The sequence below is a fragment of the Pseudarthrobacter sp. P1 genome (assembly GCF_050156935.1).
Classification (GTDB): Bacteria; Actinomycetota; Actinomycetes; order Actinomycetales; family Micrococcaceae; genus Specibacter.
In genome coordinates this window covers 3545093-3568623 of record NZ_CP189584.1, presented here as the reverse complement: position 1 = coordinate 3568623, position 23531 = coordinate 3545093, and the positions used below count along the sequence as shown (strand labels likewise).

Here is a 23531-nt window from a genome sequence, read left to right as displayed (position 1 = left end):
CAGTGCCGGGCTGCCGGGCTGCCGGGCTGCCGGCGCCAGGCTCAGGACTCGGGACATCACGATTTAATTCCCCGGAGCCGGGGCCTTCGTTTTGATGGCGTATTTGAGGATGAGGCCGGTGCCGGGGTAGCGGGTTTCGGTGCCGGTGAGGTGTTCGCAGAGTTCCGCAAGGGCCCTGGTCGCCCTGGCTGTTGGCAGCGGGTCCAAGGTGATTGTCAGCTGGCCGGGGATGGTGGGGTCGATGTCGCCGGATTGGCTGAAGGCGTGGCGGATGAGGGCGTGGGCTTCGTCGGCGGCGCGTTTGTAGCCGGTGTTCGTGCGGATTTCCCGGGCGAGGGACATCATCGTGTTGTAGGCGGCCATGCGGATTCCGTGGTGGATGAGTTTCGTCCCGGTGTCCGCCACCTGCTGGCCGGGGGCAGGTCCCCGAGCCGGACCCTGGCAGGAAGGGACTTGTGGGCGGCTTCCACGGCGTCGAGGGCTGCTTCGGCCTCCCAGCGGGGTGCCTCGATCGCATTGACCATGGCATTGGTGAGAATGAGGCCGGTCGTTCCCGGTGGCGGGGTGTGCAGGGTGAGCAATGCCGCGTCGGTGTCGGCGGCAATGTCGGTGAAGTGCTTCTTCGCGGCCACAACCCGTTGGTACGCCGTGGCCTTGGCGGGGTTGGGCACCATCCGGTCCGGGTCATCGTCCACTGACGTGTAGGAATCGTGCGAGTCCAGGTCGAAGTGCATGCGGGCGTAGCGGAACTGGTTCTCCTGCCGCCACCTGGCCCCCATCCGGTAGACCGCCTCCCCGGCCGGCAGGTCGTGATCGGTGGTGAGGATGTGGATCTGCCGGGTGGCGCCGCCGGCCGTTGGAACGGTGCGGGTGATCTGGCGGGTTTGGAAGACTTCCCCGGTGGTTTTGCTGCCGGCCAGGGGCAGGTCCACGAGCGTGTCAGCGACCGGCCAGGACCGGGTTTCACCGTGCCCGTCCGTGTGGGACACCTCGGTGAACAGGGACGCGTCGATGTCTTCTGTTTTGCCTTTCCGCCAGGTCAGCACGTCAAAACCCTGGGCAGCCATGTGCGCGAAGAGGGCCGGGGACCAGCCGCCGCGGTCAAAGCCCACGAGCACCCGGCGGGAATCGCCAATGATGGTGCGCAGTTCGGGGAGGATGCGGCGCAGCTCGCTGGCCAGGGAGGCGCCGGGGTCGGCCATAACCAACAAGACCGGGGAGCCGTGGGCGTCACTGACCCAGGTTTCCTCGGTCGCCGGGACCGGGAACTTCAACCGGGTCGAGTAGAGCTTGCCGATCTTTTTCGTGCCCTGGTAGGCGCGCACATGCCCATCAACATACAACACGGCGGCGAGGTTCTCCCCGCCGGGGCCGGCCGCGTGCAGGTGGTGGGCGGCCAGGGCGGCAATCAGTTCGGCGGCTTTGCCTGTTTCGGCGAGCCGGCCGATTTTGCGGCGGATGGTCTTTACTTCCGGGGCGCGGTCCAATCCGAGGATCCGGCCCAAATCCTGGGGGGTGAAGCGGGTCGCGCCCTCGGCGCGGGCCTGCCCGGCCAGGGCACGGAGCACCGCGTCGATGAGGATGGTGTCCAGCCCGTAGAAACCGTTCGGCAAGGCCCCCAGTGTTTCCCGTGCACAGGCGAGCAGGCCGGAGCGTTCCAGGGCCGGGAAGGCCAGGTGTGTGTGATCGACTATCTGTAGGCCGTTTCAGCCGAGAATATGGGCCACGTTGGTGGCTCGTTTCAGGCCAAAAGAGCGGTAAGAATCAGGCCAGTCATTTCATCCCGGAATCAGGTTTCGGGGGCTGGTTTGGAGATAGAGATCACCCGGTGGTTCGGGCCCCGCCTTGAGTGTCAGGGACATGGGCCCGCCACCCCCAGATAGGTTCCTTACGGCGCTGCCATTGCGAAGCGTATGCGCCGGAAGGGCTGGAAAGCAGATGACGGTACCCATGTCCGTACAAGAAAATATCAGACGACTCGACTCCCAGGGAGTCCCCGTGCGGGAGATCGCCCGCAGGCTGGGAGTCAGCCGGACCTCGGCGGCCAAGTACGCCGAGCAGCAGGACTTCTCCCCGGCGCCGCCGGCACCGCTGGCCAGGCCGGGTGCCTCGGTCCTGGCCGGGTTCGAGCACATCATTGAGCGGTGGCTCATCGAGGATGCGCGCCGGAACCGCAAGCAGCGGCACACGGTCAAGCGGATCTTTGACAGGCTCGTGGAAGAGCATGGGTTCACCGGCACCTATTCACCGGTCCAGCGGCACGTGAAGAAATGGTTGGCCGCCAACCGGCAGCCCGGCGAGGGGTTCACCGAACTGGTCTGGCCTGCCGGCACCGTGCAGGTCGACTTCGGTCAGGCCGAGGCCATCATTGCCGGGATCCGGCAGGTCCTGCACATCCTCGTGGTGACCTTCCCGTTCTCGAACATGCGCTTCGTCCAGGCATACCGCGGCGAGACCGCTGAATGCGTTGCCCACGGGCTGCGGACCGTGTTCGAGCACATTCGGGCTGCGCCGCGGCACATGGTCTTTGACAACGCGACGGGCATCGGAAACCGGGTGGGAACCAGGGTGACCGAGACGAAGCTGTTTGGCGCCTTCAAACTCCATTACCGGTCCCAGTCCCGCTATTGCAATCCATACTCGGGCCACGAGAAGGGCAACGTGGAGAACGCGGTGGGGTTCCTGCGCCGGAACTTCATGGTCCCCGAGCCGGAGGCCGCCACCTTGGAGGGGCTCAACAAGGTCCTCATGGCGCGCTGCGATGCGTTGGCCACCACAGTGCACTACCGCAAGGGCCTGCCCCTGGGTGAGCTGTTCGCCCAGGACGTGGCCGCCTCCATGGAACTGCCGGGGATCGGTTTCGATGCCGTGCGCTACGAATCGCGCAAGGCCGACAAGACCGGGAACCTGCTCATTGACGGGAACACGTACGCCGCCGGGCCCGTCTTCCACGGGCGGATGCTCACGGTGGGGTTGGGACACGACGTGGTGCAGATCCTTGACGAGCATTCCGAACCCGTCCGCACGTTCCCACGCGTCTTCGGGAAGCAGGCCGAGACGGTCTTCGACCCGGCTTCCCTGGTGCCGCTGCTCGTGACGAAGCCCGGGGCGTGGTCCCATTCCCCGCTGCGGGCCCTGGTCACCGACCCCGTGCGTGACTGGCTGGACAAAGCCACCGCCACCGGGCGGCGCCGCCTGTTCAACGCCGTGGACGCCGCCTCGTCGGCGGCGGGATTCGATGCCGCGGTGGCCGCTGCCGACACCCTGATCCAGCGCGGGGATGCACCGGACATGGCCATGCTGGGCATGCTGGCCCGCCGTCTGGCTGACGGCACCGAACCGCCGGCAGCCAACGTGGATCTGAGTGTCTATGACACCTTCACCACCCTGAACACCACCACCGGAGAAGTCGCATGAACCCGATCACCGTCCAAGACATCCTCGAAGCGGGCAAGCATGCCTCGCTGACCGGCAGCGTGTTGACCGAATGGGCCGAGAAGGGCACCCCGAAACAACGCGAATACCTCCACGAGGTCCTGCTGGCCGAGCACGAATCCCGGCAGGAGTCACGCCGCCAACGATTGCTGAAGGCAGCGAGGCTGCCGGCCATGAAAACACTCACCGGGTTCGACTACGGCAGTGTCCGGTTCCCGGAGGACTACGGCCGCGAACCCCTCGAATCCCTGGATTTCATCAACCGGGCCCAGGACCTGGTCCTCTACGGGGACGTCGGCACGGGCAAGACCCACATGGCCACCGCCCTGGTGGCCGCAGCCTGCCGGCAGGGCATCCAGGCCAGGTTCTTCACGACCTCCGCCCTGGTCATGATGCTGCGCCGCGCCAAGGACGAAGACCGCCTCGACAAGGAACTGGCCGCCCTGGCCAAGAACCAGCTCCTGGCGATTGACGAACTGGGCTACCTGCCGATCGATACCGAAGGGGCCAGGCTTCTCTTCCAGGTGATCGCTGACGGGTATGAAAAACGCAGCCTGATCATCACCACAAATTTGGAGTTTTCCCGCTGGGGAACAGTGTTCGGGGACGACAACATGGCCGCCGCCGTCATCGACCGGCTGGTCCACCACGGACGGCTTCTGCAATTCCGCGGCGAGTCCTACCGGGTCAAAAATGCCCTCATGAAATAGCCAACCGCTGAAATGGACCAGAAACGGGCCGAGGTGGCCTAATTCTTAGCGCTGAAACGGCCTACTTAGACTTGACGAAACACACCAGGAACAACCCGGCATGCGGGATGCGGGCCGCCGGGGCAAACACCGGGGCAGCGCACCCGGGCACGCCCGCGGCGGCACGCTCCACGGAACGGGCCACCGGTGCCGGCAGGACCGGCAGTTCCGCGGCAACGGGCGCCGGTGCCGGTTCCGGTTCCCCAGTGGGTGTTTGCGCGGCTTCGGCCCCCTGCCCGGCGGCGAGTTTCAGGGCCCGGCGGACACTGAACTCGGAGACGCCGACCGCATCGCCGACGGCCTGCTGGGACAGGCCGGTGCCGCGCAGTTCCACGATGCGGGCGATGACGTCGCCGCTGAGCCGGGATGCCTTTTTGGGGCCTTTCTTTTCCGGAACGAGGGACACGATGCCGCCGGCGGCCAGCAATTGTCCCCACAGCCACACCATTCCGGGAGTGACCTCGAAAGCGGCGGCGACCTCACCCACCGGAGCGGCCTTCATCTGCGCCAGCTTCACCGCCGCCCACCGGCGTGCGGCCTCATCGCCGGCATCCCAGGAAAACACCACCTGGCCGTGGAGGTAAACGGCACCGCCGCCGGCACCATCGCGTTCCAGGGAACCAGCCAATCCCAGGGGCGCGGCATCCAGGACCATCGCCACGGGAAGGGGAGGCTGGGTAGTCACGACACCCATCATTCCACCCTTCCAATCGATACGGATTCTTGAATCTATTATATCGAATATCGGTAGGGAATTAACAGCCCTTCACCGACCAAGAACCCCGAAAAATCAACAAACCCGCAAACCCGTCACCCGACCATGACCGGAGTCCTGAGGCTGCCGGCTGTGAACCGGCTGCACGGGGCGTGTTTCTGCGCACAGCCACCGCCCGCCGGGCGGCCCGACCATGCTCCGGCTGCTGCCGGGCGTGGCGGGGCGCGGCCTTTCCGTGGGGTTCGGCGCCGCGCCCCCGGCCCGTGCGGCCGGTCCCGGGGATCCGGGCCACGCACCGTGCGCCGCGCCCCCGCCCCCAAAACGGGTGTTAAATGCGGGCAGGCCCCGCACCAACGGTGCGGGGCCTGCCCTAATGGGTGTCCGGCGGCGTCCTACTCTCCCACACCCTCACGAGTGCAGTACCATCGGCGCTGTGGGCCTTAGCTTCCGGGTTCGGAATGGGACCGGGCGTTTCCCCCACGCTGTGACCGCCGTAACTCTACCTCCACACACCACACCCTGGCCTTTTCAGGCGGGGTGGTGCGGGAAAACCAGGGAAACGTGTGTCGTTTCATTCATTTATCACCCGTGCCGGGGCTTCCGAGGGGAAACCCGTGGCGGGTGTTCGTCCCCCGCGCAACAACGGAAGTTGTTGGCCGGGAACCACATAGTGGACGCAAGCATGCAGTGACCTCCACACCCTTAGGTGGTAAACCCCTTTTGAAGAACGGGTTCACCCAGGTGTGGGGTGGTGTAAGTTATCGGCCTATTAGTACCGGTCAGCTTCACGAGTCGTTAGTCCTCGCTTCCACATCCGGCCTATCAACCCAGTGGTCTGGCTGGGGGCCTCTCGAACCAAAGTTCATGGAAATCTCATCTCGAAGCGAGCTTCCCGCTTAGATGCTTTCAGCGGTTATCCCATCCGAACGTAGCTAATCAGCGGTGCACTTGGCAGTACAACTGACACACCAGAGGTTCGTCCGTCCCGGTCCTCTCGTACTAAGGACGCCCTTCTCAAATTTCCTGCGCGCGCAGCGGATAGGGACCGAACTGTCTCACGACGTTCTAAACCCAGCTCGCGTACCGCTTTAATGGGCGAACAGCCCAACCCTTGGGACCTACTCCAGCCCCAGGATGCGACGAGCCGACATCGAGGTGCCAAACCATGCCGTCGATATGGACTCTTGGGCAAGATCAGCCTGTTATCCCCGAGGTACCTTTTATCCGTTGAGCGACGGCCATTCCACAATGTGCCGCCGGATCACTAGTCCCGACTTTCGTCCCTGCTCGAGCTGTCGCTCTCACAGTCAAGCTCCCTTGTGCACTTACACTCGACACCTGATTGCCAACCAGGCTGAGGGAACCTTTGGGCGCCTCCGTTACTCTTTAGGAGGCAACCGCCCCAGTTAAACTACCCATCAGGCACTGTCCCTGACCCGGATTACGGGCCGAAGTTAGATGTCCAAAGTGACCAGAGTGGTATTTCAACGATGACTCCACACCAACTGGCGTTGGCGCTTCACAGTCTCCCACCTATCCTACACAAGCCACTCCGAACACCAATACCAAACTATAGTAAAGGTCTCGGGGTCTTTCCGTCCTGCTGCGCGTAACGAGCATCTTTACTCGTACTGCAATTTCGCCGAGTTTATGGTTGAGACAGCGGGGAAGTCGTTACTCCATTCGTGCAGGTCGGAACTTACCCGACAAGGAATTTCGCTACCTTAGGATGGTTATAGTTACCACCGCCGTTTACTGGGGCTTAAATTCTCAGCTTCGCCTTGCGGCTAACCGGTCCTCTTAACCTTCCAGCACCGGGCAGGAGTCAGTCCGTATACATCGTCTTGCGACTTCGCACGGACCTGTGTTTTTAGTAAACAGTCGCTTCCCCCTGGTCTCTGCGGCCCCGATCCCCTCCCCACCGCGCGGGTGGTTCAAGGTTGGGGCCCCCTTCTCCCGAAGTTACGGGGGCATTTTGCCGAGTTCCTTAACCATAATTCTCTCGATCGATCGCCTTAGTATTCTCTACCTGATCACCTGTGTCGGTTTGGGGTACGGGCGGCTAAAACCTCGCGCCGATGCTTTTCTAGGCAGCATAGGATCACCGAATCCCCCCTTGACGGGGGTCCCATCAGATCTCAGGCATTTAAGGGCCGCGGATTTGCCTACGGCCCGCCCTACATCCTTAGACCGGGACAACCATCGCCCGGCTCGGCTACCTTCCTGCGTCACACCTGTTAATACGCTTGCCTCCCGGGATCTTCTCCCGCGCTCCACCAAAACCCTTCCACCACAAGGGTGTCCGGGCAGGCTTCGGGCGGTGAGTGTCCCCCGCTTGGCATGGGCGGTTTTTCGCCGGTACGGGAATATCAACCCGTTGTCCATCGACTACGCCTGTCGGCCTCGCCTTAGGTCCCGACTTACCCAGGGCAGATTAGCTTGACCCTGGAACCCTTGATCATTCGGCGGACGGGTTTCTCACCCGTCTTTCGCTACTCATGCCTGCATTCTCACTCGTGTGGGCTCCACCGCTGGTTTACACCGCGACTTCACTGCCCACACGACGCTCCCCTACCACTCCCGGCGGCTGAACCACGAAGGCTTGCCTGGTACCGGAAATCCACAACTTCGGCGGTGTACTTGAGCCCCGCTACATTGTCGGCGCGGAATCACTTGACCAGTGAGCTATTACGCACTCTTTTAAGGATGGCTGCTTCTAAGCCAACCTCCTGGTTGTCTTCGCAATCCCACATCCTTTCCCACTTAGCACACGCTTAGGGGCCTTAGTTGGTGGTCTGGGCTGTTTCCCTCTCGACTATGAAGCTTATCCCCCACAGTCTCACTGCTGCGCTCTCACTTGCCGGCATTCGGAGTTTGGCTGACGTCAGTAACCTTGTAGGGCCCATCGGCCATCCAGTAGCTCTACCTCCGGCAAGAAACACGCAACGCTGCACCTAAATGCATTTCGGGGAGAACCAGCTATCACGAAGTTTGATTGGCCTTTCACCCCTACCCACAGCTCATCCCCTCCATTTTCAACTGAAGTGGGTTCGGTCCTCCACGACGTCTTACCGTCGCTTCAACCTGGCCATGGGTAGATCACTTCGCTTCGGGTCTAGATCACGCCACTCACTCGCCCTATTCAGACTCGCTTTCGCTACGGCTTCCCCACACGGGTTAACCTCGCGACGTAACACTAACTCGCAGGCTCATTCTTCAAAAGGCACGCCATCACAGGAACCAAGCCTGCTCTGACGGTTTGTAAGCACACGGTTTCAGGTACTATTTCACTCCCCTCCCGGGGTACTTTTCACCTTTCCCTCACGGTACTTGTCCGCTATCGGTCATTAGGTAGTATTTAGGCTTATCAGGTGGTCCTGACAGATTCGCACGGGATTTCTCGGGCCCCGTGCTACTTGGGATGCTTCCCAGGCGGTGTAACAAGCATTTCGGTTACGGGACTCGCACCCTCTCCGGTCGGCCTTTCAAGACCGTTCACCTATGCCTACACTCTCACCTCACCAGTCCGGCAGAACTGGAATGGAAAGTCCCACAACCCCGACCATGCAACGCCCGCCGGCTATCACACATGGACCGGTTTAGCCTCGTCCGCGTTCGCTCGCCACTACTGACGGAATCACTGTTGTTTTCTCTTCCTGTGGGTACTGAGATGTTTCACTTCCCCACGTTCCCTCCACATGCCCTATGTGTTCAGGCATGGGTCACCACGTCACCTTGCGGCGCGTGGCGGGGTTTCCCCATTCGGACATCCTCGGATCACCGTTCGGTTATCAACTCCCCGAGGCTTATCGCAGATTCCTACGTCCTTCATCGGCTCCTAATGCCAAGGCATCCACCGTGTGCCCTTAAAAACTTGACCACTTAGATCACAGAATTCAATATAATATTTCGAGAGAACCATGAAAACAGACACACCCAAGGGCGTGCCAGATCCAGGTTCATCAACTCATAAGAAATTGCTTCCTTTATAAGATGCTCGCGTCCACTATGTAGTTCTCAACCAACAACCCCGTCACACACCACACCCCGGAACCAACACCACCCTTTCGGGCGTGCCGGCGGACCCCGGGGACGGGGTCGTGTGCGGGAAACCAAGCCAACCAGCCAACCGGTGATGCCTAAGCACCAACGGTTCCTGTTGCCTCAGGACCCAACAGTGTGCCAAACGATCCCCCCACGAAGAAGGCCGGTCACGCTCCGTTCCAGGACACCCCACGCAAGCGTGCGGACATCCGTACTTGGAAAACCGGCCAAACCCGCCAGGGGTCTGTTCCATTGAAATTCCACCCGTGAGCACCCACCGAGAAACAATCGTTCTCGCAATGGGCTTTGCTTCCTCACAGCGACAGGACACCATGCGGTGCACCGTCGCGTGCTTGGTGCTCCTTAGAAAGGAGGTGATCCAGCCGCACCTTCCGGTACGGCTACCTTGTTACGACTTAGTCCCAATCGCCGGTCCCACCTTCGACAGCTCCCTCCCACAAGGGGTTGGCCACCGGCTTCGGGTGTTACCAACTTTCGTGACTTGACGGGCGGTGTGTACAAGGCCCGGGAACGTATTCACCGCAGCGTTGCTGATCTGCGATTACTAGCGACTCCGACTTCATGGGGTCGAGTTGCAGACCCCAATCCGAACTGAGACCGGCTTTTTGGGATTAGCTCCACCTCACAGTATCGCAACCCTTTGTACCGGCCATTGTAGCATGCGTGAAGCCCAAGACATAAGGGGCATGATGATTTGACGTCGTCCCCACCTTCCTCCGAGTTGACCCCGGCAGTCTCCCATGAGTCCCCGGCATAACCCGCTGGCAACATGGAACGAGGGTTGCGCTCGTTGCGGGACTTAACCCAACATCTCACGACACGAGCTGACGACAACCATGCACCACCTGTAAACCGACCGCAAGCGGGGCGCCTGTTTCCAGGCGTTTCCGGTTCATGTCAAGCCTTGGTAAGGTTCTTCGCGTTGCATCGAATTAATCCGCATGCTCCGCCGCTTGTGCGGGCCCCCGTCAATTCCTTTGAGTTTTAGCCTTGCGGCCGTACTCCCCAGGCGGGGCACTTAATGCGTTAGCTACGGCGCGGAAAACGTGGAATGTCCCCCACACCTAGTGCCCAACGTTTACGGCATGGACTACCAGGGTATCTAATCCTGTTCGCTCCCCATGCTTTCGCTCCTCAGCGTCAGTTAATGCCCAGAGACCTGCCTTCGCCATCGGTGTTCCTCCTGATATCTGCGCATTTCACCGCTACACCAGGAATTCCAGTCTCCCCTACATCACTCTAGTCTGCCCGTACCCACCGCAGATCCGGGGTTGAGCCCCGGACTTTCACGGCAGACGCGACAAACCGCCTACGAGCTCTTTACGCCCAATAATTCCGGATAACGCTTGCGCCCTACGTATTACCGCGGCTGCTGGCACGTAGTTAGCCGGCGCTTCTTCTGCAGGTACCGTCACTTTCGCTTCTTCCCTACTGAAAGAGGTTTACAACCCGAAGGCCGTCATCCCTCACGCGGCGTCGCTGCATCAGGCTTTCGCCCATTGTGCAATATTCCCCACTGCTGCCTCCCGTAGGAGTCTGGGCCGTGTCTCAGTCCCAGTGTGGCCGGTCACCCTCTCAGGCCGGCTACCCGTCGTCGCCTTGGTGGGCCATTACCCCACCAACAAGCTGATAGGCCGCGAGTCCATCCAAAACCGCACAAGGCTTTCCACCCCCCGCCATGCGGAGGAGGGTAAATATCCGGTATTAGACCCGGTTTCCCAGGCTTATCCCAGAGTTAAAGGGCAGGTTACTCACGTGTTACTCACCCGTTCGCCACTAATCACCCCCGCAAGCGGGGGCCATCGTTCGACTTGCATGTGTTAAGCACGCCGCCAGCGTTCATCCTGAGCCAGGATCAAACTCTCCATAAATGTTTTTACAGACACACCCCGGACCGCCGGAAAAGGGCGGACACACGGTGCACTAAATTTGAAACCGGCTGTTCGGGCCGCCACCACCACGGGGGTGGGATGGACGGGCCCGTTCAACCAATCAATGATTCATTGGTATCAATAAAACTTGGCACACTATTGAGTTCTCAAACAACAGGAGCTTCCGGCCAACACGCACCTGCAGGAAACCGGTGGTTTCCGCGGCGATCAGTGCCGGAGCAACTTTCCAAAGTTACCGGATCGACTTCCAGGAAGTCAAATCCAGATTCTCCATCCCTCTGCGGCGAGAAGCCGCGGGGCGCACAAATCGGCTGTTCAGAGCTTCATCATGGTGGATTGTTCCCGCCAAACTGTTCGCTCGGCGGGTTACTAACTCTAGCACCGATCAGCGGGAGAAACAAAGCGGGGGCGGGGAAGGTCCCAGTGGACCCGCCCCGCCCCGCCGTCGTGCGGATTATGCGGCTACTTGCGCCGCTTCCCCGCAGCTGCCTTCGGCACAAAGTACAGCGCGCCCAGCGGCGGCAGGTTGACCGCGGCCGAGGCCGGCTGGCCGTCCCAGTCCTTCTTGGTGGCGGTGACGGATCCGCCATTGCCCACACCGGAGCCGCCAAACTTGGCGTCGTCGGTGTTCAGCAGCTCGGTCCACTCCCCCACAGATGGCAGCCCCAGGCGGTAGTCGAGGTGCGGATTGCCACCGAAGTTGATGACGGCCACCAGCGGCTTGCCCTCGCTGTCCCAACGGATGAAGGAGAGCACGTTGTGCTCGGTATCCCCGCCGTTGATCCAGGTGAAGCCTTCGTGCGTGTTGTCCAAGTCGCTGAGCGCCGGCGTGGACCGGTAGGTCTCGTTCAGGGACTTGACCAGCAGCTGGACGCCGTGGTGGTCGGGCATGTCGGCCAGCCACCAGTCCAGTCCGTGGGCCTCGCTCCATTCGGATTCCTGGCCAAACTCGGTGCCCATGAAGATCAGGGCCTTGCCCGGATGCGCCCACTGGAACGCCAGGTAGGCGCGGAGGTTGGCCAGCTGGCGCCAGCGGTCCCCGGGCATCTTGCGCAGCATGGACCCCTTGCCGTGCACCACCTCGTCATGGCTGATGGGCAGCAGGAAGTTCTCCGTGAAGGCGTACACCATGGAGAAGGTGATCTGGTTGTGGTGCCAGCCGCGGTTGACCGGGTCCTCGGCCATGTAGGTCAGGGAATCGTGCATCCAGCCCATGTTCCACTTGAGCCCGAAGCCCAGGCCGCCGTCGCTGGTGGGCGCCGTGACGCCGGGGAACGCGGTGGATTCCTCGGCAATGGTGATGGCGCCGGGGTTGCGCTTGTAGACGGTGGCGTTCATTTCCTGCAGGAAGGACATGGCCTCGAGGTTTTCGCGCCCGCCGTGCCGGTTGGGGCTCCACTGGCCATCCTCACGGGAGTAGTCCAGATACAGCATGGACGCCACGGCATCAACGCGCAGCCCATCGATGTGGAACTCCTCCAGCCAGTAGAGGGCATTGGCCACCAGGAAGTTGCGGACCTCGTTGCGGCCGAAATCGAAGATGAGCGTGCCCCAGTCCGGGTGCTCGCCCAGCCTCGGGTCCGCGTGCTCGTACAGGGCCTGGCCGTCAAACTGGGCCAGCGCCCACTCATCCTTGGGGAAGTGGGCCGGAACCCAGTCCATGATGACGCCGATGCCGGCCTGGTGCAGGGAATCCACCAGGAAGCGGAACTCGTCCGGGTGGCCAAAGCGCGAGGTGGGCGCAAAGTAGGAGGTGACCTGGTAGCCCCAGGATCCGCCGAAGGGGTGTTCGGCCACGGGCATCAGCTCCACATGGGTGAAGCCCATCCACTTCACATAGTCGACCAGCTCGCGGGCCAGCTCCGTGTAGCTCAGGCCCATCTTCCACGAGCCCAGGTGGACCTCGTAGACGCTCATGGGTGCGTTCTGCGGATCCTTGGCCGCCCGCGCCGCCATCCATTCCTGGTCGGTGAAGGCGTAGTTGGATTCGACCACGCGCGAGGCCGTCAGCGGCGGCACCTGGGTGCCGTAGGCCATGGGGTCGGCCTTTTCCACCCAGCCACCGTGGCCGGCACGGATCTCGAACTTGTAGCAGGCGCCGACCTCGGCGTCGGGGATGAACAGTTCCCAGATGCCCGAGGAACCCAACGAACGCATGGCGTGCTGGCGGCCGTCCCAATTGTTGAAATCACCCTTGACCCGCACGGCCTGTGCGTTGGGGGCCCAGACGGCGAAGCTGACGCCGCGGACATCGCCCAGGCTGGAGTGGTAGCGCTGGACGTGGGCACCGAGCACCGTCCACAGGGTCTCGTGCCGGCCCTCGGAAATCAGGTGCAGATCGATCTCGCCCACGGTGGGCAGGTAGCGGTACGGGTCATCCACCGTCAGGGCCGGGGCGCCGGCGTAGGACACCTCAAGCCGGTAGTCCGGCACATGGCCGGGCACGGCGGCGGGCAGCACGGCGGTGAAGATGCCGCCGGACTCGTGGACCATGGGCACGCGCACATCGTCGGCCAGCAGCACGACGACGGACTCGGCCAGGTGGCGCAGCGTGCGGATGGTGACGGCGCCGTCGTCGCCCAGATGGGCACCCAACACGGAATGGGGTGCGTAGTAGGTGCCCTCCGACACGCTTGCCAAGACCGCCGGATCAACCGGACGTGGCGCGGTGGTGGAATTGGAACCCATGGATGCACTCTTTTCAGTAGATGTGAGCGCTGCGCGCACGGCCGCGAGGGGTACATGGACCCACCCCGGCCGATGGCGCTGCTCGTAGACAACCTCGTATAACGCCTTGTCCAGCCACAATGCCACAAACAACTCCGATGCCATGTCAACGGCACCGTTTTGTGAAGTGGCATAGCCCTTCAGGAAAGCCTCGCCCGCACGCTGGGCCCAGCCTGTGGCCCCACCGGCGGTAGCCTCGGCGTAGTCGAAGGAACGCAGCATACCCACCACGTCGCGCAGCGGCAGATCGGGCTGGTTGCGCTGCTCCACGGGCCGCAGCGGCTCGCCCTCAAAGTCCAGCAGCTGCCAGGCGCCGGCGCCCGGGGTGCCGTCGGGCCCGGGGGCGGCCAGCAGCTGGCCGAGGTGGAGGTCGCCGTGGATGCGCTGCAGGGCCGGCATCGCGGCCGAGGTGCGCAGCGCGGTGATGGCCGCTTCCAGTTGCGGGCCATACGGTCCGACAAGGCTGCCGCATTCCGCCCAGGCCCAGTGCAGCCGGGCCGCGATGGCCTCCACCTCCGCCCGCCACTGGCCGGCATCGGGGGCGTGGGTGCCCAGACCCGCGGCGAGGGCCCGGTGCACGCGCCCGGTGGCGGCGCCGATGGCCCGGGCCTGTGCACTGAAGTCGGTTCCGGCCGCGGCGCTGGCCAGCGCCAGGTCCCAGCCGCCGGCGGCATCGGGCACCAGGGCGTGCACGGTGCACAGGCTTCCGGATTCGGTTCCGATGCCGGCGCTCCACCGGCCCGACGCCGACCCCAGCAGGGCCGGTGAGTCCACGTTGCCGGCCGCGGAGAGGGCCCGGCCCACTTCTACCTCGGGGTTGGTGCCGGGCTGGAGCACGCGGAAGAACTTGATGATCAGCGGCAGGTCTCCGCCGGGGACGAGCACCGAGGTGTTGGTCTGCTCCCCCGCGAAGACCCGGATCGCCGGCACGCCCCCGGGCCGGGGGCGCTGCGCAGCGCCGGGACGGCCTCGGCGGTGGACTGCCCGGCCGGATCGGAGCCGGCGGCGATAGTGTCCAGCCAGGCGCCGATGAAGGCGGGGTCGTGCACGCCGTCGTACACGTACGCCGCGCCCGGCCCTGTGTCCGGTCCGGCCGCGCCGGACGTAGGCAGGCCGGACGTAGGCAGGCCGGACGCGGCCAGGCCGGCCCAGTCCAGGCCGGCCGCACGGCCGATCAGGCCCTCCGCCGCGTCCGGCAAGGGTTCCCTCCGGATGCTCAGCGGCAGCTGCAGGTGCACGGTGCGGCCCCCGGCGTCGACGGCCAGCAGCAGGATCCCCAGCCGGGCCCCGCCGCTGGGGTCCACCAGCCCGATGGTGCCCACGGCGCGCAGGTGCACGCCGGCACCGCCGGCCGCGCCGCCGTCGTCGATCCCGGCATCCACGGCACTGTGATCCACGCTGGGCCCGTGCAGCGGGTACCAGCGTTGGGCAGGCAGCCACGCGGCGAGCAGTTCGGAAAGCGACGGTGCGGCGGGTCCGGTCATAGTGAGGTCACGCCCCCGGCGGGAACCACGGCCATCGCCATGGTTTGCGGTGAGGATGGGTTGGAGCCTGCGCTGCGCAGCCGCAGCCAGAAGAAATCGTAGGATCCCAAGGTCAGCACCAGCCTGCCGTCGGCGCCAACGGCCGGGAACGCCGTCCCGCCGAAGACATCGCGCAGGCCGCGCCCGGCCAGTTCCGGCAGGAACAGCTCGGTCGCGGCGGGGTGCTGGGAGAGATTGAAGACGCACAGCAGCGTTTCGGGCTGCTCGCTCTCCGGATTGTCCTCGGGCAGCACCCGCAGGAAGGCCAGCACCGATTCCGCGCTCGCCTCCACCTGCTGGTAGTCGCCCAGGCCAAAGGCCGGGTGCGCCTTGCGGGTGGCCAGCACCCGCCGGTTCCAGTGCAGCAGGGAGCTGGCGTGGGCCATCTGCGACTCCACGTTGACGTGGTTGTAGTGGTAGACCAGCGATTGGACCACCGGCAGGTAGAGCTTGCCCGGATCCGCCGTCGAAAAGCCCGCGTTGCGGTCCGGGTTCCACTGCATGGGTGTGCGGGAGGCGTCCCTGTCGTCGAGCCAGATGTTGTCGCCCATGCCGATCTCGTCCCCGTAGTACAGGAACGGGCTGCCCGGCAGCGCGAGCAGCAGGGCATTGATCATTTCCAGCTCGGCCCGCGAGTTGTCCAACAGCGGCGCCAGGCGCCGCCGGATGCCGATGTTGGCCCGCATCCGCGAGTCCGGCGCGTACCAGCCCAGCATGGCCTCGCGTTCGGCGGCGGTGACCATTTCCAGGGTCAGCTCATCGTGGTTGCGCAGGAACGTGCCCCACTGCGCCCCGCGCGGAATGGCCGGGGTGTGCTTCATGGTCTCGATGATGGGCGCGGCCTTCTGGTCGCGCAGCGCGTAGTACAGCCGCGGCATGATCGGGAAGTGGAAGGCCATGTGGCATTCCGGCTCCTCGTCCGTACCGAAGTACTCCACCACCTCATGCGGGGGCTGGTTGGCCTCGGCCACGATGATGCGGCCGGGGTATTTCTCCTCCACCATGGCCCGCAGCTCGCGCAGGAACGCATGCGTGGCGGGCAGGTTTTCGCAGTTGGTGCCCTCCTCCTCGAAGAGGTACGGGATGGCGTCCGCGCGGAAACCGTCGATGCCCTGGTCTAGCCAGAATTGCACGACAGCGAAGATGGCCTGGACCACCTTGGGGTTCTCAAAGTTCAAATCCGGCTGGTGCGAGAAGAACCGGTGCCAGAAGAACTGCCGGCGCACGGAGTCGAAGCTCCAGTTGGACTCCTCCGTGTCCACGAAGATGATGCGGGCATCCGTGTACTTCTGGTCCGTGTCGCTCCAGACGTAAAAGTCGCCGTAGGGGCCCTCCGGGTCCTCCCGCGAGGCCAGGAACCAGGGGTGCTGGTCGGAGGTGTGGTTCAGTGGCAGGTCGATGATGACGCGCACACCCCGGGCGTGGGCCTCGGCCACCAGCCGCTTGAAATCGCCGATGGTGCCGAACTCGTCCAGCACTGCGTGGTAGTCGCGGATGTCGTAGCCGCCGTCGCGCAGCGGAGAATCAAAGAACGGCGGAAGCCACAGGCAGTCCACGCCCAGCCACTGCAGGTAGTCCAGCCGCTCGATCAGCCCGGAAAAGTCCCCGGAGCCGTCCCCATTGGCATCGGCAAAGCCGCGCACCATGACCTCGTAGAAGACGGCCTTGCGGTACCAATGGGGATCGTGCTGCAGGCCCGGGGCATTGAGGTTGAACTGCTGTCCACTGCCTGCCGGGCTGAAGGGCACTGTTATCTCCTCACGTGCACGATGTGGGCCGGTTCCTGGTGGGCGTCGAGCCGGAAGTAGTTCTCACTCCCCCAGTTCCACACCTCCCCGGTGAGAAGATCCTCGACGACGAAGCTGCCGTCCGCGTTGAAGTGCTCCAGTTCCAGGGCGGGCAGGTCCAAGGTGATGGTGCCCTGCCTGGCGCTGTGCGGATCGACATTGACCACCACGATGATGGTGTCCTTGTAGGCCCGCCGCTGCGCGGTGGCCGGGACGTTCTTGTGCTTGCTGAACACCAGCGTGGCCGGGTCCGAGGAGTGGTGCAGGGTGAGGTTCTCCAGGTCCAGCAGCGCCGGGTGGGCCCGCCGGATGTTGTTCAGGGCGGTGATGTACGGCGCCAGCGAACGGCCGGAGGCCTCGGCCGCCGCAAAGTTGCGCTCCTTGTACTCGTACTTCTCGTTGTCGATGTACTCCTCGGCCCCCGGACGGGCCACATGTTCGCACAGTTCGAAGCCGGCGTACATGCCCCACAGCGGACTGCCCATGGCCGCGACCACGGCGCGGATCTTGAACGCCGCCGGGCCGCCGTACTGGAGGTATTCGGTGAGGATGTCGGGGGTGTTGACAAAGAAGTTGGGCCGGAAGTACGACGGCGAGACCGTGCTGACGTGCTGCAGGTACTCCCCCAGCTCCTCCTTGGTGTTGCGCCAGGTGAAGTAGCTGTAGGACTGCTGGAAGCCGGCCCGGCCCAGGGCTGCCATCATGGCCGGCCGGGTGAAGGCCTCGGCCAGGAACACCACGTCCGGGTGCGCGGCGTTGACGGTGCCGATGAGCCATTCCCAGAACCACACCGGCTTGGTGTGCGGGTTGTCCACGCGGAAGATCTTCACGCCGTGGCCGATCCACAGCTCGACGATCCGCAGGACCTCCGCGCTCAGCCCGGCGGGATCGTTGTCGAAGTTCAGCGGGTAGATGTCCTGGTACTTCTTGGGCGGGTTCTCGGCGTAGGCGATGGTCCCGTCCACCCGGGTGGTGAACCACTCCGGGTGCGAGGTGGCCCAGGGGTGGTCCGGGGCGCACTGCAGCGCCAGGTCCAGCGCCACCTCCAGGCCCACCGCGGCGGCCTTGGCCACAAAGGCGTCGAAATCGGCAAAGCTGCCCAGGTCCGGGTGGATGGCGTCATGTCCGCCCTCGGCCGAGCCGATGGCCCACGGCGAGCCCGGGTCCGCGGGCCCTGCCACCAGGGTGTTGTTGGGGCCCTTGCGGTTGATGGTGCCGATCGGGTGGATGGGCGGAAGGTAGATGACGTCGAAGCCCATGGCGGCGACGGCGCCCAGCCGGTGCGCGGCGGTGCGGAAGTTGCCGCTGGTCCACTCACCTGTATCGGGCTGGCGCATGGCGCCCTCGGAGCGCGGGAAGAATTCGTACCAGGCGCCGCGGCCGGCCGCGTCTCGCTCGACGTTGATCGGGTAGGCGGGGCTGGCCGTCACGAGGTCGCGCACGGGGTGGCGCTCGACGGCGGCGCGCACCGCGGCGCTCGTGCCAGCACCCAGGCGGGCAGGGATGGACTGGGCGGAATCGGCAAGCGCGCCGGCGGCGGCGGAGAGCAGCTGGGCGTCCTCCGGGCTGCGGGCGGGGTCGGCCGACGCCGCGGACAGCACGGCCGCGCCCTCGGCCAGCATGACCTCCACATCCACGCCGGCCTCGATCTTGACGGTGGCGTTGTGCTCCCAGGTGCCGTAGACATCGCACCAGCCCTCCACGTGGAAGCTCCACAGGCCCGGGGCCGTGGGGGTGAGCGTTCCCGTCCAACCATCGGTGCCGGCCCCGGCCGCGGCAAGCCGCGTGCGCTGGACCTCGGTGCCGGAAGGATCGGTCAGGACGGCGCTGACGCCGAGCAGGTCGTGGCCCTCGCGGAACACGGTGGCGCCAACGCGCAGGTCGGCGCCGGGCACCGCCTTGGCCGGCACGGCGCCGTTGTCCACCACGGGGAAGACGCCGGTGATCGGGATCCGGCCCACGCGCAGCCCCTCCCGGGGATCGGACGGGGCGGCCTTGGTGCGGGCCGCCGGGGCGGGTCGGGCGGTGGTGTTTGCCTGGGAGGTAGTCACACCCTAGACGTTAGCGAGAACGGGCGCCGATTCATAAGGCCCGCGTTGTATTACAGTCCGTGGCGCCGCGCCACGGGGCACGGATCCGCGCCGTGGCGCGGGAGCCCGTGAAATTTACCGTTTGGTAACCAAGCGCTGGAGGAAAGACGTTTCTTCTGCGCTAGTGTGGCGCAGATGAAGGCGATCCGTAGATTCACCGTCCGCACCGTTCTGCCCGAGCCCATCGCGCCGTTGTCCCGTTTGGCAACCAACCTGCGCTGGTCCTGGCACCTGCCCACCCGCGAGCTCTTTGCTTCCCTGAACCCGGCCATCTGGGCCGAAAGCGGCGAGGACCCGGTCACCTTCCTGGGCACCGTGAGCCGCGAGCAGCTCCAGCAGCTGGCCGGCGACCCCGCCGTCGTCGAACGGGTCCGTGCCGCCGACGAGAATCTCAACCATTACCTCCAGTCCCCGCGCTGGTACCAGACGCTGGGCGAGGAAGCGCCGGAGTGCATTGCGTACTTCTCCCCCGAATTCGGCATCACGGAGGTGCTGCCGCAGTACTCCGGCGGTCTGGGCATCCTGGCCGGCGACCACCTCAAGGCCGCATCCGACCTCGGCGTGCCGCTCATCGGCGTCGGGCTGCTGTACCAGGCCGGGTATTTCAAGCAGTCCCTCTCCCGCGACGCCTGGCAGCAGGAGACCTACCCGCTGCTGGACCCGGACGGACTGCCGCTGACGCTGCTGCGCGAGGCCGACGATTCCCCGGCCCAGGTGTCCCTGCCGCTGCCGGACGGGCGCCGGCTGCTCGCGTACATCTGGCGTGCCGATGTGGGCCGGGTGCCGCTGCTGCTCCTTGATTCCAATGTGCCCGGCAACGACGACGCCGCCCGCGCCATCACCGACAGGCTCTATGGCGGCGGTGGCGACCACCGCCTGCTCCAGGAACTGCTGCTGGGCATGGGCGGGGTCAAGGCGCTGCGCGTCTTCGCCCGCCTCACCGGCGGTCCGGCACCGGAGGTGTTCCACACCAACGAGGGCCATGCCGGCTTCCTGGGCATCGAACGCATCCGTGAGCTCATGGACCCGGCCGTCACGGCCTACCCGCTGGACTGGGACCAGGCGCTGACGGCCGGCCGGGCCTCGACGGTGTTCACCACCCACACCCCTGTGCCCGCGGGCATCGACCGGTTCCCGCGCGCCCTGGTCAAGCACTTCTTCGATGCCGGTCTGGCCCCGGGCGTACCGCTGGAGAAGGTGCTGGCGCTGGGCGGCGAGAACTACGACGGCGGGGATCCCGCCATGTTCAACATGGCCGTCATGGGGCTGCGGCTGGCCCAGCGGGCCAACGGCGTCGCCAAGCTGCACGGCGTGGTGTCCCGCGAGATGTTCTCCGGGCTGTGGCCGGGCTTCGACCACGAAGACGTGCCCATCGGCTCCGTGACCAACGGCGTGCACGTGCCCACCTGGGTGGACCCCAAGGTCAGCGCCCTGGCCGCCGAACGGCTGGGCCATGACGTGCTCGCCGGCCCCGATTGGGCCAAGGTGTACGACATCAGCGACGAGGACGTGTGGGACCTGCGCCGGCAGATGCGCCTGGCCCTGGTGGAGGATGCCCGCAAGCGCCTGCGCGCGGCGTGGAAGAAGCGCGGCGCCTCCGACGCGGAGCTGGCCTGGACGGACAACGTGCTGGACCCCGACGTGCTCACCATCGGCTTTGCCCGCCGTGTGCCCACGTACAAGCGACTGACCCTGATGCTGCGTGATCCCGCCCGGCTCAAGCGCCTGCTGCTGGATGAGGACCACCCGATCCAGCTGGTGATCGCCGGCAAGTCCCACCCGGCCGACGACGCCGGCAAGAAGATGATCCAGGATCTGGTCCGCTTCACCGACGATCCCGAGGTGCGGCACCGGATTGTCTTCCTGCCCAACTACGACATCGCCATGGCCCGCACGCTGTTCCCCGGCTGCGACGTCTGGCTGAACAACCCGCTGCGCCCCCTGGAGGCCTGCGGCACCTCGGGCATGAAGGCCGCCATCAACGGCTCGCTCAACCTGTCCGTGATGGACGGCTGGTGGGACGAGCTCTACGACGGCGAGAATGGCTGGGCGATCCCCACGGCCAACAACGGCGCCAGCCCCCAGGAGCGTGACGACATCGAGTCGGCGGCGCTCTACGAGCTGCTGGAGACCCAGGTGGCGCCGCGCTTCTACGGCGACACCGTGGCCGACAGCGCCGGTGCTGCCGGACCATCCCTGCCCGCCCCGGGCGGTGTGCCCACGCACTGGATCTCGATGATCAAGCACACGCTCGCCCACCTGGGCCCGGCGGTCTCCGCCGAGCGCATGGTGCAGGACTACGTCACCCGGCTGTACCGCCCGGCAGCGGAGTCCGGCCGCAGTGCCCGTGCGGACGGCTACGCCGAGGCCAAATCGCTGGCGGCCTGGATCGGCAGCGTGCGCACCGGCTGGCCGCGGGTGGCCGTGGACCATGTCGACTCGGTGGGCGTCACGGACGATCCCCAGATTGGCGATGCGATCCAGGTGCAGGCCTATGTGGCCCTGGGCTCCCTGAGCCCCGACGACGTCAGCGTGGAGGTGGCCTACGGCCGCGCGCTGGACAACGACGAGCTCAGCGAGACCACCCTGGCGCCGCTGGCACCGGTGCGCGATCTGGGCAACGGCCGCCACCTGTTCGAGGCCGGTGTGCTCATCGACCGCTCGGGCAGCTTCGGCTACACCGTGCGCGTGCTGCCCAAGCACCCGGCACTCGCGTCCGCGGCCGAACTGGGCCTCATCGTCAACGCCTGACCCGCAATACATTGGAGGCGGTGCCGGACACTCCGGCACCGCCTTTGGCGTGTCCGGCACCTGCGGCGTGTGTTCCGGGTGCCTTCGGCAGCCCGCCCGGGGCAAATGCTCCGGGTTGCCGGGCCGTTGCGCCCCGTGAGGGCGGGGAAATCCGCCGGAAATGCCGTTCCTGCTCTAATCGAATGACTCGACGAGTGGGGGGGACAATGCCAGAACTTTTTGGCCCATATTTCCAAGCTCCGGGACATGCCCGGGCGTTTGACGAAATGTTTGAACCGGACGCCGGCGTCCGCGCGGCCTATGGGCAGGTTGCGGCGGCGCTGGGCGGGCTGTCGCTGGCGGACGTGGCCGCACGGGCCGATTCCATGGCCCGGACCTTCCTGGACCGTGGCGTCACCTTTGACTTCGCCGGGGAGGAACGGCCCTTTCCCCTGGACATCGTGCCGCGGATCATTGCCGCGGATGAATGGGACGTGCTCGAACGCGGCGTCGCCCAGCGCGTGCGCACCCTTGATGCCTTCCTGGCCGACGTCTACGGCGCCATGGGGGTGGTCGCCGACGGCGTCATTCCCCGTGGGCTGGTGACCTCCAGCGCCCACTTCCACCGTGCCGTGCACGGTTTCGAACCTGCCGGTGGCGTCAGGGTCCATGTGTCAGGGATCGACGTCGTCCGCGACGCAGCGGGCACCTTCCGGGTGCTGGAGGACAACGTCCGCGTCCCCTCGGGTGTCAGCTATGTGCTGGAGAACCGGCGGGCCATGGCCAAGGGCCTCCCCGAGGCCTTCGGCCACCAGCTGGTCCGCCCCGTGGAGGAGTATCCCCGCCGGTTGCTCGCGGCGCTGCGCAAGACGGCCCCCTCCGGCGCGCAGGACCCCACCGTCGTCGTGCTTACACCCGGGGTGTTCAACAGCGCCTACTTCGAGCACGCGCTGCTGGCCGCTCTGATGGGTGTTGAGCTGGTCGAGGGCCGGGACCTCATCTGCCGGGCAAACCGCGTCTACATGCGCACCACCGGCGGTGAGCGCCGGGTGGATGTGGTCTACAAGCGCATCGACGACGAGTTCCTGGATCCGCTGCATTTCCGCTCCGATTCCATGCTGGGGTGTCCGGGCCTGGTGAATGCGGCCAGGGCGGGCGGGGTGACCATCGCCAATGCCGTGGGCAACGGTGTGGCCGACGACAAGCTGGTCTATACATACCTGCCCGATCTGATCCGGTATTACCTGGGCGAGGAGCCGATCATCGCCAATGTCGACACCTTCCGGCTGGAGGATCGGGCCTCGTTCGAGCACGTGATGGACCGGCTGGACGAACTGGTGGTCAAACCGGTGGACGGCTCCGGCGGCAAGGGCCTGGTGATCGGCCCCGATGCGTCCAGGGCGGAACTGGAGGCGCTCCGGGCGCGGCTGGTGGCCGACCCCCGCGGCTGGATCGCCCAACCGGTGGTCCAGCTCTCCACCGTCCCCACGCTCAACGGCGCCGGCTTCGGCCCCCGCCATGTTGACCTGCGCCCGTTTGCCGTCAACGACGGCGACGACGTCTGGGTCCTGCCCGGCGGCCTGACCCGGGTGGCGCTCAAGGAGGGCTCCCTGATCGTCAATTCCAGCCAGGGCGGCGGCTCCAAGGACACCTGGGTGCTGGCCGGTGCCGCCCCCGCCACGGCCCCGGGCCCGTCCCGCCCGGCCCGGGCCGCCACCGAGCGCGTCTCGGTCTGGCCCGTGGAAAGCACCTGGCGCGGCCAGCAGGCCAGGGCGGCGCAGCAATGACTCCCGCCACGGGCCCCACCCCCGTCCACAC

9 protein-coding genes, 3 rRNA genes and 1 pseudogene are annotated in these 23531 nt (G+C 65.4%); 4 read left to right on the top strand and 9 right to left on the bottom strand.

Going from position 1 to position 23531, the window contains the following annotated elements; all coding sequences use genetic code 11:
- Nucleotides 1–63: 63 nt before the first annotated feature.
- Together ACQCSX_RS16845 and ACQCSX_RS16840 are read right to left on the bottom strand one after the other, a co-directional pair.
- Nucleotides 64–363: a putative transposase gene (locus ACQCSX_RS16845; protein ID WP_427016399.1), complete on the bottom strand. Its 300-nt coding sequence runs from the start codon at nucleotides 361–363 to the stop codon at nucleotides 64–66.
- Nucleotides 342–1676 carry a putative transposase gene (locus ACQCSX_RS16840; RefSeq protein WP_427019084.1) on the bottom strand — a complete coding sequence of 445 codons (1335 nt, stop codon included), beginning with the start codon at nucleotides 1674–1676 and terminating at the stop codon, nucleotides 342–344. The genes ACQCSX_RS16845 and ACQCSX_RS16840 overlap by 22 nt, the downstream gene beginning before the upstream one ends.
- A 274-nt stretch (nucleotides 1677–1950) precedes the next feature.
- On the opposite strand from ACQCSX_RS16840, the gene istA reads away from it, so the two are divergent.
- A complete protein-coding gene (gene istA / locus ACQCSX_RS16835) occupies nucleotides 1951–3417 on the top strand; it encodes an IS21 family transposase (RefSeq protein ID WP_427016398.1) in 1467 nt (488 codons plus the stop codon).
- A complete protein-coding gene (istB, locus tag ACQCSX_RS16830) occupies nucleotides 3414–4145 on the top strand; it encodes an IS21-like element helper ATPase IstB (RefSeq protein ID WP_427015968.1) in 732 nt (243 codons plus the stop codon). The genes istA and istB overlap by 4 nt, the downstream gene beginning before the upstream one ends.
- Nucleotides 4146–4206: 61 nt before the next feature.
- On the opposite strand, the gene ACQCSX_RS16825 is transcribed toward istB, so the two are convergent.
- The 7 genes and pseudogenes from ACQCSX_RS16825 to ACQCSX_RS16795 all read right to left on the bottom strand — a co-directional run bounded on the left by ACQCSX_RS16825 (nucleotide 4207) and on the right by ACQCSX_RS16795 (nucleotide 18860).
- Nucleotides 4207–4869, bottom strand: a complete 663-nt coding sequence (locus tag ACQCSX_RS16825; protein ID WP_427016397.1) for a hypothetical protein — start codon at nucleotides 4867–4869, stop codon at nucleotides 4207–4209.
- A gap of 409 nt (nucleotides 4870–5278) precedes the next feature.
- Nucleotides 5279–5395: ribosomal RNA gene (rrf, locus tag ACQCSX_RS16820) — 5S ribosomal RNA — on the bottom strand.
- Between the two features lie 252 nt (nucleotides 5396–5647).
- Nucleotides 5648–8779: ribosomal RNA gene (locus ACQCSX_RS16815) — 23S ribosomal RNA — on the bottom strand.
- Nucleotides 8780–9310: 531 nt separating this feature from the next.
- Nucleotides 9311–10835, bottom strand: a 16S ribosomal RNA gene (locus ACQCSX_RS16810).
- The 16S, 23S and 5S rRNA genes sit together here, the layout of an rRNA operon.
- A 483-nt stretch (nucleotides 10836–11318) precedes the next feature.
- Nucleotides 11319–15067: pseudogene (gene glgB, locus ACQCSX_RS16805) on the bottom strand (1,4-alpha-glucan branching protein GlgB).
- The gene (gene treS, locus ACQCSX_RS16800; protein ID WP_427016396.1) at nucleotides 15064–16854 is read right to left on the bottom strand and encodes a maltose alpha-D-glucosyltransferase; all 1791 of its coding nucleotides are present in this window, start codon (nucleotides 16852–16854) and stop codon (nucleotides 15064–15066) included. The pseudogene glgB and the gene treS overlap by 4 nt, the downstream one beginning before the upstream one ends.
- A gap of 2 nt (nucleotides 16855–16856) precedes the next feature.
- Nucleotides 16857–18860 (bottom strand): alpha-1,4-glucan--maltose-1-phosphate maltosyltransferase, encoded by a 2004-nt coding sequence (locus tag ACQCSX_RS16795; RefSeq protein WP_427019083.1) that lies wholly within the window; start codon nucleotides 18858–18860, stop codon nucleotides 16857–16859.
- A 258-nt stretch (nucleotides 18861–19118) separates the two neighbouring features.
- Here ACQCSX_RS16795 and glgP point away from each other — a divergent pair, with 258 nt between their 5' ends.
- The gene (glgP, locus tag ACQCSX_RS16790) at nucleotides 19119–21734 is read left to right on the top strand and encodes an alpha-glucan family phosphorylase (RefSeq protein WP_427016395.1); all 2616 of its coding nucleotides are present in this window, start codon (nucleotides 19119–19121) and stop codon (nucleotides 21732–21734) included.
- 206 nt (nucleotides 21735–21940) lie between these two features.
- Entirely contained in the window at nucleotides 21941–23500 is a 1560-nt protein-coding gene (locus tag ACQCSX_RS16785) for a circularly permuted type 2 ATP-grasp protein (protein WP_427016394.1), read from the top strand.
- Nucleotides 23501–23531 lie beyond the last annotated feature (31 nt).

Coding starts and splice junctions, on each gene's coding strand:
- ACQCSX_RS16845 (WP_427016399.1), bottom strand. CDS start 363: ATGGCCGCCTACAACACGATGATGTCCCTCGCCCGGGAAATCCGCACG.
- istA (WP_427016398.1), top strand. CDS start 1,951: ATGTCCGTACAAGAAAATATCAGACGACTCGACTCCCAGGGAGTCCCC.
- istB (WP_427015968.1), top strand. CDS start 3,414: ATGAACCCGATCACCGTCCAAGACATCCTCGAAGCGGGCAAGCATGCC.
- glgP (WP_427016395.1), top strand. CDS start 19,119: ATGAAGGCGATCCGTAGATTCACCGTCCGCACCGTTCTGCCCGAGCCC.
- ACQCSX_RS16785 (WP_427016394.1), top strand. CDS start 21,941: ATGCCAGAACTTTTTGGCCCATATTTCCAAGCTCCGGGACATGCCCGG.